This window comes from Actinophytocola sp., from assembly GCF_045807065.1.
Taxonomy (GTDB): Bacteria; Actinomycetota; Actinomycetes; order Mycobacteriales; family Pseudonocardiaceae; genus Actinophytocola.
Genome location: NZ_JBJMIE010000677.1, coordinates 1 through 11,551, shown reverse-complemented (window position 1 = coordinate 11,551; position 11,551 = coordinate 1). Strand labels below are relative to the sequence as shown.

The following is an 11,551-nucleotide window of genomic DNA, read 5'->3' as shown; positions in this document are numbered from 1 at the left end:
GGATTCGGGCTGCACAGGCACGCCAGCCCCCGAGGAGGACGAGACCGATGCCTATCGCAACACCCGAGGTCTACGCGGAGATGCTGGACAGGGCGAGGAACAACGAGTTCGCCTACCCAGCGATCAACGTCACCTCCTCGGAGACCCTCAACGCCGCGCTGCGGGGCTTCGCCGAGGCGCAGAGCGACGGCATCGTGCAGGTGTCCACCGGCGGCGCCGAGTTCGCCTCCGGCACCAAGGTCAAGGACATGGTCACCGGTGCGACCGCCCTGGCCGAGTACGCGCACGTCGTGGCCGCCAAGTACCCGGTGAACATCGCCCTGCACACCGACCACTGCCCGAAGGACAAGCTCGACGGCTTCGTCCGCCCGCTGCTGGAGATCAGCCGCGAGCGCGTGGCCAAGGGCCTGAACCCGCTGTTCCAGTCGCACATGTGGGACGGCTCGGCCACCGAGCTGCACGAGAACCTCTCGATCGCCGCCGAACTGCTGGACCTCGCGGTCAAGGCGAAGATCATCCTCGAGGTGGAGATCGGGGTTGTCGGCGGCGAGGAGGACGGCGTCGCTAACGAGATCAACGAGAAGCTCTACACCGCGGCGGGCGACTACGAGCACACCGTGGACGCGCTCGGCGGCGGCGAGAAGGGCCGCTACCTGCTGGCGGCGACCTTCGGCAACGTGCACGGCGTCTACAAGCCCGGCAACGTCAAGCTGCGCCCGGACGTGCTCAAGCGCGGCCAGGAGGTCGTCGCGGAGAAGCTGGGCAAGCCGGGTGAGAAGCCGTTCGAGCTGGTCTTCCACGGCGGCTCCGGCTCGCTGCTCGAGGAGATCCACGAGGCCCTGTCGTACGGCGTCGTGAAGATGAACATCGACACGGACACCCAGTACGCGTTCACCCGTCCGGTGGTCGCCCACATGTTCACCAACTACGACGGCGTGCTGAAGATCGACGGCGAGGTCGGCAACAAGAAGGTCTACGACCCGCGTTCGTACCTGAAGGCGGCGGAGCAGGGCATGGCCGCCCGCGTCACGGAGGCGTGCGAGCAGCTGAAGTCGGCCGGCCGAATGCTGGCGGGCTGACGATGACGCTGCAGGAGAACCTGTTCGGTGGCCCGCCCGCCACGCACCTGCCCGACCGGCCCGAGCCGCAGGCGGCGCTGGAGGGTGGCACCGAGCCGTCGAAGGTCGTCACCGAGTGGCCCGACTTCAGCGAGGGCTGGGCGGCGCTCGCCGAGCTGGCGCTGACGGAGAACAACCCGGTCGCGGCCTACGCCTACGCCCGGACGGGCTACCACCGCGGTCTCGACCAGCTGCGTCGTGCCGGCTGGAAGGGGCACGGCCCGGTCCCGTGGTCGCACCGGCCGAACCGCGGCTTCCTCCGCGCGCTGGCCGCGCTGTCGAAGGCGGCGCACGGCATCGGCGAGACCGAGGAGTACGAGCGCTGCAAGCAGTTCCTCGCCGACTCCGACCCCGACGCCCCGGCCCAGCTCGGCCTGGCCTGATGCCGTGAAGGGCGCTTCCGGGACGCTCCAACGTCCCGAAAGCGCCCTTCGCCGCGTTCAGCAGGCGGCGAGCATGTCCGCCAGCGCGCCGTGCTCCGCCGAGGTGACCGTCAGCTCGTAGACGTACTTCACCCGCGTGTAGGCCCGCGCGTACTCACACCACTCCGACTCCAGCGGCGGCTTCCACTCGTCCGGGGTGTGGTCGCCCTTCTCCTGGTTCACGTTGTCCGTGACCGCCCACAACTGCGGCGAGTCCAGGTCGTTGGCGAACGCCTCCCGCTCGGCCGTCGTCCAGCCGGCCGCGCCGGACCGCCAGGCCACCGCGAGGGGCACCATGTGGTCGATGTCTACATCGGACGGTTGGGTCCACGTTTCCCCGTCGTACGGGCTGGTCCAGCTGCCCGACGTCGGCGCGCAGTCGCTGCCCACCTCGACCCCGTCGCCGTCCCGTTCGAGGACCTCTTCCCTTGTGTTGCAGGCACCTTCGACCGTGTGCCAGTGCGGGAACTTGTCCCGGTCGTAGCCGTTCATCGAACCGTCCGGCGCCACCGTCAACGCCGCCAGCTCCGCCTTGGCCGTGCTCGCCGACGGGATCCCCGGCGGCTGGGCCTGTGCCTGACCGCCGAGGCCCACCACGGCCCCGGCGGTCAGCAGTAATGAGGCGACAAACGCTTTCCCCGACATTCGCCCTCCCGGTCATAGTGCCCGCATCGACGATGCGGCACAGCCGATCGGCAGGGCAATGGCCTGGAGGAAAAGCCGACTTTCGTTGTGGGCCAAAGGGATCAGACCGGGCAGGGTGGCCTGTTGGCGTCCTGCGGGTCCACCCAGTAGCCGAACGACGGTTGCGTCGGGCTGATCAGCGCCGCCGAGCAGCCGCGGGCGCGGATCGTCTCGTTCGAGTAGCCGACCCCCGTGTCCAGTCCGGCGATGTTTCGCAGCTGTACCACCGGTTCGTCGAAGTACACGTGCGCGCGGCCCTTCGGCAGCAGGCACGTCGACGGCACGAAACCCCAGACGCCGTAGCCGGCGCCGGGGCGCGGGGCGCTCACCAGCGCGACCGCGCCGTCGGTCGTCACGTACCGGTAGCTCACCTTCGTCAGGTCCAGGCCGGGCACCGCCTGTGCCGGGTCGACCCGGTCCGGGCCGTTCGGGTCGCGCACGTAGTTGAGCGACGGCACGCAGCCGGCCGCGAGCGAGACCCCGGTGCCGAAGGTGATCCGCCGCCAGCCGCCGTCCACGAGCCGCAGCGAGCGGAAGGGGGCGTTGATCGCGCCGACCCAGTCCCGCCACCGGTCGGCGTCCGTGCCGCACCGCTCCGGCACGCCGGCCAACCCGCCGGACTGGCCGGCCTTCGTCAGGTGTCCACGCAGGACCCAGCCGACCGGCGTCGCCATCGCGTGCCGTGGCGACAACCGCACCCGCACCCAGTCGCCGCAGTACGCCTGGACCTCCGCGACATCGCCGGCCGCCGCGTTGGCCAGCACCAGCCGGCCCGGGTACTCGCGGAGCGTCGCCCGGTCGGCGGAGATGGTGTCGGTGGGCGCGGCCTCCCCGTAGGCCGGCGCCACCAGGGCCAGCGCCATTGCCAGCAACACGATTCGTAGTTTCATGCGGCCATTGCAGGCCGTGCCCGCGCGGAGTTCAGCCCGCGCTGCCCGGACGGACAAGAACGTTGCTCAGTGGATCGCGCGCAGGTCCTCGGTGTGCCGGTACCACGTCCACCGGGTCGCCGGCCGGGGGTGCGGCACGCCGTCGAGCACCGGGACCGTCGCGTCGACACCGAACTGCACCGCGCGGCCGGAGTAGACCCCCGGCCGTCGCAGCCGGCCCCGCACCACCCGCACCTCGACGCCGGCCGGCCCCGGGGTCACCTCGATCCGGCTGGCGTCGCCGCGCAGCGCGACCGCGTCGTCGCAGTACACGGTGCCACTGACCGACGACAGCACGCCGAGCCCGACCAGCACCCCGCCCGCGTCGTCCCGGACCAGCGGAACCGGACGATCACCGGCGGTGAGCGCCAGTCCGACCGTGTCCACCGGCAGACCCCACACGCGGGCGACCACCGATCTCTGGTGATCCACCGGCACGAACCCGACGGGCACGTCCGCCACCCGATCGGTGCGTAACAGTCTGAGCACGACGGCGGCCAGGTCAGCGTCGGTGCCGTGCACCACGACCCGGTCGTACTCGTCGCCCTTCAGCAGGGGATCGACGTCGTTCCGGCTCGGTGTGGCAGGGATCTCGTGCGGCATCGATCCCGTGCTCGACGCCAGTTTTGGCCAGTCACCGCTGGTGACGGCCATCCCACAACCGAGTATTAGTGCAACCACTGACGGACTCCTGGTCTACGCTCAATCACCGGCATTTCGCCCAGCCCTTATTCCATGACAGCGGAGATGCTCGCTCCGCAAGCTCCGCTCAGAGGGGAGTCTCACATGCCGGCCATCGTGCTCATCGGCGCCCAGTGGGGCGACGAAGGTAAAGGCAAGGCGACAGACCTGCTGGGCGAGCAGGTCCAGTGGGTGGTGCGCTACCAGGGCGGCAACAACGCCGGTCACACGGTCGTGTTGCCTGACGGCCAGGACTTCGCGCTCCACCTGATCCCTTCGGGCATCCTCACGCCCGGCGTGACCAACGTGATCGGCAACGGCGTGGTGGTCGACCCCGGCGTGCTGCTGACCGAGCTGGCAGGCCTGGAGGAGCGCGGCGTGGACACGTCGCGCCTGCTGATCTCCGCGGACGCGCACCTGATCATGCCCTACCACGTGGCGATCGACAAAGTCACCGAGCGGTACCTCGGCAAGGCCAAGATCGGCACCACCGGCCGCGGCATCGGTCCGGCCTACCAGGACAAGGTGTCCCGGGTGGGCGTGCGCGTCCAGGACCTGCTCGACGAGAAGATCCTGCGGCAGAAGGTCGAGGCCGCGCTCGACGTCAAGAACCAGATCCTGGTCAAGGTCTACAACCGCAAGGGGCTCGACCCCGAGCAGGTCGTGGACGCGGTGCTGGAGGCCGGCGAGAAGTTCGCGCACCGCATCGCCGACACGCGGCTGCTGCTGAACCAGGCGCTGGAGCGCGGCGAGCGCGTGCTGCTGGAGGGCTCGCAGGGCACGCTGCTCGACGTCGACCACGGCACCTACCCGTTCGTCACGTCGTCGAACCCGACCGCCGGCGGCGCGGCCGCCGGCTCGGGCATCGGCCCGACCCGGATCACGACCGTGATCGGCATCCTCAAGGCGTACACGACACGGGTCGGCTCCGGCCCGTTCCCCACGGAGCTGCACGACGAGATGGGCGAGCGGCTGCGCAAGACGGGCGGCGAGTTCGGCGTCACCACCGGCCGCTCGCGCCGGACGGGCTGGTTCGACGCGGTGATCGCCCGGTACGCGGCGCGGGTCAACGGGATCACCGACTACTTCCTGACCAAGCTCGACGTGCTCTCCGGGCTGGCCCGGGTGCCGATCTGCGTGGCGTACAAGGTGAACGGCGAGACCGTGCACGACATGCCGATGACGCAGACGGACGTCCACCACGCCGTCCCGGTCTACGAGGAGCTGCCCGGCTGGTGGGAGGACATCTCCGAGTGCCGCACCTTCGAGGAGCTGCCGGCGAACGCGCGGGCGTACGTGGAGCGCCTGGAGGAGCTGTCCGGGGCCCGGTTCTCCGCGATCGGCGTCGGTCCGGGCCGCGACCAGACCATCGTCCGCCACTCGATGCTCGGCTGAGCGGCGCGTTCGGTACCTCTCGTCGAAGATCGTGTCGCGCTGGCGGAAACCTCTCCGGAGGAGAAGGTGACGAAGCGGTTACACCTCTGATCCACTGGCTGTGGTGACCGGTAGGTTGCGCATGGTGACCAGGTCTACGGAAGACATGGACCTCGCTGCCACGGTCGGCGAGCACGATGAGGAACGTCCGGCCCGGCGGTTGACCGGCCGCTGGGAGCGGTTCGTGTGGGTGGCGTCGATCGCCGTCGCGCTCCTGGTGCTCAAGCAGGTCTTCTGGCCCTTCGCCACCGGCAACCAGTTCTACCTGGTGATCTTCCTCGGGCTCACGCTGCCGATGGTGTTCCTGTGCTACCGCATGGGTGGCACCGCGGGAGAGCCGGACAACCCGGGGCCGCTGGACTGGGCGCTCGCCGTGGTCGCGCTGCTGGTCGGCCTGTACCCGGTGCTGCCGATCGGCGGCGGTGACTTCGCGGGCGGCTACGACGCCTTCCTCGACCGGCAGGGGATTCTCTCCACGCCGGACATCATCGCGGGCGCGCTGCTGCTGGTCCTGGTCCTGGAGGCGACCCGCCGCACGACCGGGCTGGTGCTGCCGGTGGTGTGCCTGGTGTTCCTGGCGTACGCGTACTACGGCGGTTATCTGCCGCAGGACTGGGACATCGCGCACGCGGGCGTGGACTTCAGCCAGATCATCAACGCGCTGTACAACGACCAGAGCGGCTTCTACGGCATCCCGCTCGACGTGGCGGCGACCTACATCGTGCTGTTCACGATCTACGGCGCGGTGCTGTCGGCGTCCGGCGCCGGCACGTTCTTCGTGGACCTGAGCTTCGCCGCGTTCCGCCGGTCCCGCACCGCACCCGGCCGCACGGCCGCGATGTCGGGCTTCCTGCTGGGTACGGTCTCCGGCTCCGGCACCGCCACGACGGTGAGCCTCGGCGCGATCACCTGGCCCGTGCTGCGCCGTGCCGGCTACCCGCGCGAGAACGCGGGCGGACTGCTCGCGGCGTCGGGCATCGGCGCGATCCTGTCACCGCCGACGCTGGGTGCGGCGGCGTTCATCATCGCGGAGTACCTGCAGGTCTCGTACTTCACGGTGCTGCTGTGGGCGATCGTGCCGACGGTCCTTTACTACCTGGGCATCGCGTTCGCGGTGGAGGCGGACGCACGGCGGTTCGGCGCGAAGGCGGTGGACATCGAGACCCCGCCGGTGTGGCAGGTGTTGAAGCACGGCGGTTACCACTTCCTGTCGCTGGTGATCATCGTGGTGTTCCTGGCACTGGACATCCCGCCGTTCACCGCGGTGGTCTACGCGACCGGCGTCGCGGCGCTGTTCGCGCTGATCTCCCAACTGGTCCGCGGCGGCTCGGTCCTCGGCTGGCTGCGCCTCGTCGCCGACGCGCTGGCGGAAGGCATCCGCGGGGCGCTGCCGGTGGTCGCGGTCTGCGCGGCGGCCGGCGTGATCACGTCGACGATCACCAAGACGGGCCTCGGCCAGGAGTTGGCGGCGGCACTCGTCGACGGGGCGCGGAACATGGCGTCCAACGAGACCGCGGTCCTGGTGCTGACGGCGGTCTTCGCGGCGGTCGCGGTGAGCGTGCTCGGCCTGGCGGTGCCGGTGACCGCGTCGTTCATCATCGCGTGGGTCGTTCTCGGGCCCGCGCTGGCGCACCTCCACGTCGCGCCGCCGGAAGTCGCGATGTTCATCTTCTACTACGCGGTGCTGTCCGAGGTGACCCCGCCGACCGCGCTGGCGGCGGTCGCGGCGGCCGCGATCACCGGCGGTTCGGTGATGAAGACGATGTGGCAGACGTGGAAGTACACGCTGCCTGCGTTCCTGGTGCCGTTGGCGTTCGTGTTGACGGACAACGGATCCGCGTTGTTGCTCCAACAGGACGCTGTGACGGTGTTGTGGGTCGCGGTAGTGTCCGCGCTCGGCGTGGCGGCGCTGGCGGTCGTCACGGGCGGCTGGCTGTTCGGCCCGGCGCGCTGGCCGGAACGTGCCCTGTGCGTACCGGCCGCCCTCCTTCTGCTCTATCTACAACCGCTGTCGATAGCGATAGGCGTCGGTTTCTTCGTGGCGGCGGTCGTGGTCCATCTCGCCGGCCGCCGCACCCCGAGAGAACAAGGAGCCCCATGATGCGTGCTCTGCGGATAGCGTCCGCCGTGCTGGCGGTTGCCCTGGTGGCCGCGGCGTGCGGTGGTAAACAGGCGAGCAACTCGTCGAGCGGGTCGTCCAACAGCTGCAAGGCGTCCAGCGGCAGGATCACCATCGCGACGGGCAACACGGGCGGCGTGTACTACACGCTCGGTGGCGGTCTGGCGCAGCTCATCAGCGACAACACCCCGCTCAAGGCCACGGCCGCGGAGACCGGTGCCTCCGTGCAGAACATCCAGCAGCTGGTGGCCGGCGACTACGACGTCGCCTTCGCGCTGGCCGACACGGCGGCGGACGCGGTCGAGGGCAAGGCGTCCTTCGACGGGAAGCCGCAGGACATCCGCGCGCTGGCCCGCATCTACCCGAACTACACGCAGGTGGTGGTCCGGGTGGACAGCGGCATCAACAGCATGGCGGACATGAAGGGCAAGCGGATCTCGACGGGCTCGCCGAAGTCCGGCACCGAGGTGATCGCGAACCGCCTGCTGACGGCCGCCGGCCTGTCGGACGGCGACATCTCCGCCCAGCGCCTGGCACTGCGCCCGACCGTGGACCAGATGAAGGCCGGCCAGATCGACGGCCTTATCTGGTCGGGTGGTCTACCGACGCCGGAGCTGACCGACCTGACCACCTCGGTGGACGTGAAGTTCATCGACGTGACGGACCTGCTGGACGAGCTGAAGAAGGTCAACCCGGTCTACGAGGACGGCGTGCTGCCGGCGGACACGTACGGCCTGGCGAAGGACGTCCCGAGCATCGTGGTGCCGAACATGCTGCTGGTGCGATCGGACTTCCCGAACAACAACGCGTGCGCCATCACCAAGCTGATCTTCGACAAGAAGGACGACCTGGTGAAGGTCCACCAGGCCGCGAGCGCCCTGGACTGGGCGAAGGCCTCGGACACCGCCCCGGTGAAGCTCCACCCCGGCGCGGCCCAGGCCCTGGACGCGAAGTAGCTCAGCCTTTCCCCGCGGTGCCGTGCCTGGACTTCTCCCGGCACGGCACCGCGCGCGACCTTCGGTATCGCACGGGTTCGAGCAGGTCCCGGCCCTGGCGCTGCCCCTGTCGGATGAGGCATCTACGCTCTTTGCTCGTGCGTGTCCTGGTGATCGGGTCCGGTGCGCGCGAGCACGCGCTGCTGCTCGCGTTGTCCCACGACCCCACGGAGACGGCGCTGGCGTGCGCCCCCGGCAACGCGGGCACGGCGGCGGTCGCCGAGTCCTACGGTGTCGACGTCACCGACCCCGTCGCTGTTGCCGCGCGTGCCCGGGAGTGGGACGCGGACCTGGTCGTGATCGGCCCGGAGGTGCCACTGGTGGCCGGCGCGGCCGACGCCGTGCGCGCGGCCGGCATCGCGTGCTTCGGTCCGTCCGCCGCGGCCGCCCGCATCGAGGGCTCGAAGGCGTTCGCCAAGGAGGTCATGCAGGCCGCCGGCGTGCCGACCGCCCACGGCGAGATCGTGATCAACCCGGCCAAGCTGGACGCGGCCCTGTCCCGCTTCGGCCCGACGTGGGTCGTGAAGGACGACGGCCTGGCAGCCGGCAAGGGTGTTCTGGTCACGACCGACCTGGCCGCGGCACGCAACCACGCCATGATCCTGCTGGAGAACGGCCACCCGGTCCTGCTGGAGTCGTTCCTGGACGGTCCGGAGGCCTCGCTGTTCTGCGTGGTCGACGGCACCACGGTGGTCCCCCTCCTGCCGGCGCAGGACTTCAAGCGCGTCGGCGATGACGACGCGGGCCCGAACACGGGCGGCATGGGTGCCTACGCACCGCTCCCATGGGCCCCGGCGGACCTGGTGAAAGACGTGGTGGCCAAGATCATCCAGCCGGTGGTCGACGAACTGGCCGCCCGCGGCACCGCGTTCTCCGGCCTCCTGTACGCGGGCCTGGCCCTGACGAGCAACGGCCCGCAGGTGATCGAGTTCAACTGCCGCTTCGGCGACCCGGAAACCCAGGCCGTACTGGCCCTGCTCCGCACCCCGATCGCCGCCCTGCTGAACGCCGCCGCGACGGGCACCCTGGCCGCCCACCCCCCACTCGAGTGGCACGACGGCTACGCCGTGACGGTCGTGATCGCCGCCGAGGGCTACCCGGCCCGCCCCCGCACCGGCGACGTCATCACGGGCGCCGAACACCCCGACATCCTCCACGCGGGCACCCGCCGCCGCGACGACGGCGCGATCGTGTCCGCAGGCGGCCGCGTCCTGTCGGTCGTCGGCACAGGCTCGACTCTGACCGAGGCCCGGGAGGACGCATACCGCAAGGTGTCCGAGGTCCACCTGGCCGGCTCCCACCACCGCACGGACATAGCCGCGAGAGCCGCCAAGGGCGAGGTAACCACTCGGTAGCGGTTCATCCGATCAGCGGAACCGCTGGTGCCACTTCTTCGCCAAAGTTCAGGTGAGCCCCGCACGGCCTTGGTAGCCTGCGGAAAGAGACCGGCCCGTCACCAAGAGTGGGGAGCGACGACATGTACCTCGCCGGCGACATAGCCAGCGGCGTCGAGGCCGCCTTCACCAAGGTCAACAAGGCCACCAGCGCCATCACGTCCGGCACCTTCACCGTAACCAAGGACAACGTCCTCGCAGCGGGCCGCATAATCGAATCCCAGGCCGACGCCCTCCAGTTGGTGTGGAGGCATCGCGGTAGAGATCTTCGCGTCGAGCCGCCAGGCAAGGACGATGTGAGTGTCCGTATGGCGAAGGCATGGAATGACGTCCTTGTCGACGACAACGACTCTTACTACAACCGAATCAGGGACTACATCGTCGGCTTGAAGAAGTTGGCTGTTCAGCTGGGTGACGCTGCCAAGACCTACGGCTACACCGAGGATCAGATCGCCACGGCATTCGGGACAAAGGGTGCGTAGGACCTCGAGCCTTCTCTTGGCGCTCGTGGCTATAGCATTCGTGGCGGCGTGCACAGTGAGTGAAGCTGGTGACGCGACCTCCGGTGCTACTACAGACGCCAGTACCGGCAGTAGCTCACCGTCATCCGATGACGTGAGTCCTTCCTCGGTCGAGGTCCCGCCTCCGCCCCGTGACCTATCACTCGACGGCATCGATCCATGCGCGCTGTTCAGCGAATCGCAACGTGCGGATCTTCAGATCGACCAGGTCACGCCCGATGACGGCAGCGACGCCGGGACGATCTACAAGGACATGAAGGCCTGCAGCCTGGACAAGGACGCCGGAGAGCCGTTCATTACCTACGACGTGGTAGCCGTCACGAATATCGACGTGTCTTGGTGGATCAACAAGCCGCACAATGCGGACGTCAAATTGATCTCCATCGGCGGTTATCCCGCTGCCGAGTTCCATCTCCTGGGTGGCGGGAAGCATGAATGCGCTGTCGCCGTCGGCGTTGCGAAGAACCAACATCTGCACGTTGAGATGGCTCCTATCAGCGACGGCATCACGGGAGATGCCATCTGCCAGGGTAGTAAGGAAGCGGCCGAGATGGCGCTGCAGACTCTGCAGAGCATGAGGTAAGGAAGTAGCTATGGCCGGGGACCACGGACTGAGTGATCTGCGCTTCGACGGGTACAACAATGAGTTGTTGGCCCAGCAGGTGAACGGCCTGCGTAACGGGCCCGGGCCGGACTCTCTCTACGACGCCGTCAGTGCGTTGATGAAGCTGGCCGACGGCCTCTCGGACACGGACGCGGCGCTTCGTCAGCAGCTCGCCGACATCGGGGTCACCTGGCAGGGTGAGGCGGCCGAAGGCGGCACCTCCGCCACCAAGGACGCCAGCATCTACGCCGACCAGTCCCAAGGCCCGGTGACCGACTCCGCGCAAGGTGTCGACTTCCAGGGTGCCGCCTTCTCGACCGGCAAGAACAACGCCCCGGACTCGACCTCGCTCAAGGGACCGACCGAGGAGAACGGCTTCGACCAGTTCATGGGCTTCTTCGGTCACACCACCGATCACGCCCAGCAGGTCAAGGACACCAACGCGTCCCGGCAGCAGGCCATCGACGCCATGACGGGCTACCAGTCCAGCAGTTCCTCCGCGCTGGGCAAGTCGCAGGCCCTCCCGGTTCCGCCGGGCATGAACCTCAACGCCCAGCCGGTCGACACCGCCACCCACATCTCCTCCGTCAGTGGCTTCAGCTCGTCCGGAGGGCTCAACCCCGCCGGGGGCCCGGCCGGCGGGAGTACCT

12 protein-coding genes are annotated in these 11,551 nt (G+C 69.1%); 9 read left to right on the top strand and 3 right to left on the bottom strand.

Annotated elements, in window-relative coordinates; all coding sequences use genetic code 11:
- The first annotated feature begins 47 nt into the window (after positions 1–47).
- Together fbaA and ACJ73U_RS39860 are read left to right on the top strand one after the other, a co-directional pair.
- Positions 48–1,079 (top strand): class II fructose-bisphosphate aldolase, encoded by a 1,032-nt coding sequence (gene fbaA / locus ACJ73U_RS39865; RefSeq protein ID WP_407782970.1) that lies wholly within the window; start codon positions 48–50, stop codon positions 1,077–1,079.
- Positions 1,080–1,081: 2 nt separating this feature from the next.
- Positions 1,082–1,501, top strand: a complete 420-nt coding sequence (locus ACJ73U_RS39860) for a DUF3151 domain-containing protein (RefSeq protein ID WP_407782969.1) — start codon at positions 1,082–1,084, stop codon at positions 1,499–1,501.
- A gap of 57 nt (positions 1,502–1,558) precedes the next feature.
- Here ACJ73U_RS39860 and ACJ73U_RS39855 read toward each other — a convergent pair whose 3' ends face one another.
- The 3 genes from ACJ73U_RS39855 to ACJ73U_RS39845 form a co-directional block, all read right to left on the bottom strand.
- Positions 1,559–2,185: a DUF1524 domain-containing protein gene (locus ACJ73U_RS39855; protein ID WP_407782968.1), complete on the bottom strand. Its 627-nt coding sequence runs from the start codon at positions 2,183–2,185 to the stop codon at positions 1,559–1,561.
- Positions 2,186–2,286: 101 nt separating this feature from the next.
- On the bottom strand, positions 2,287–3,114 hold the full coding sequence (locus tag ACJ73U_RS39850; protein WP_407782967.1) for a hypothetical protein: 828 nt from the start codon (positions 3,112–3,114) through the stop codon (positions 2,287–2,289).
- A 66-nt stretch (positions 3,115–3,180) separates the two neighbouring features.
- Positions 3,181–3,834, bottom strand: coding sequence for a hypothetical protein (locus ACJ73U_RS39845; RefSeq protein ID WP_407782966.1), 654 nt, complete (start codon positions 3,832–3,834; stop codon positions 3,181–3,183).
- Between the two features lie 105 nt (positions 3,835–3,939).
- Here ACJ73U_RS39845 and ACJ73U_RS39840 point away from each other — a divergent pair, with 105 nt between their 5' ends.
- From ACJ73U_RS39840 to ACJ73U_RS39810, 7 genes are all read left to right on the top strand, one after another.
- Complete coding sequence (locus ACJ73U_RS39840; RefSeq protein ID WP_407782965.1) at positions 3,940–5,229, top strand: adenylosuccinate synthase; 1,290 nt, start codon at positions 3,940–3,942, stop codon at positions 5,227–5,229.
- A 121-nt stretch (positions 5,230–5,350) separates the two neighbouring features.
- Positions 5,351–7,369: a TRAP transporter permease gene (locus ACJ73U_RS39835; protein ID WP_407782971.1), complete on the top strand. Its 2,019-nt coding sequence runs from the start codon at positions 5,351–5,353 to the stop codon at positions 7,367–7,369.
- Entirely contained in the window at positions 7,369–8,343 is a 975-nt protein-coding gene (locus tag ACJ73U_RS39830; protein WP_407782964.1) for a TAXI family TRAP transporter solute-binding subunit, read from the top strand. Before ACJ73U_RS39835 ends, ACJ73U_RS39830 begins: the two co-directional genes overlap by 1 nt.
- Before the next feature lie 137 nt (positions 8,344–8,480).
- Positions 8,481–9,737 (top strand): phosphoribosylamine--glycine ligase, encoded by a 1,257-nt coding sequence (purD, locus tag ACJ73U_RS39825; RefSeq protein WP_407782963.1) that lies wholly within the window; start codon positions 8,481–8,483, stop codon positions 9,735–9,737.
- A gap of 122 nt (positions 9,738–9,859) precedes the next feature.
- Positions 9,860–10,258 carry a hypothetical protein gene (locus ACJ73U_RS39820; RefSeq protein WP_407782962.1) on the top strand — a complete coding sequence of 133 codons (399 nt, stop codon included), beginning with the start codon at positions 9,860–9,862 and terminating at the stop codon, positions 10,256–10,258.
- Positions 10,188–10,880, top strand: coding sequence for a DUF3558 domain-containing protein (locus ACJ73U_RS39815; RefSeq protein ID WP_407782961.1), 693 nt, complete (start codon positions 10,188–10,190; stop codon positions 10,878–10,880). Before ACJ73U_RS39820 ends, ACJ73U_RS39815 begins: the two co-directional genes overlap by 71 nt.
- A gap of 10 nt (positions 10,881–10,890) precedes the next feature.
- Positions 10,891–11,551, top strand: a 661-nt coding sequence (locus ACJ73U_RS39810) for a PPE domain-containing protein (RefSeq protein ID WP_407782960.1), incomplete at its 3' end; no start/stop codon positions are given.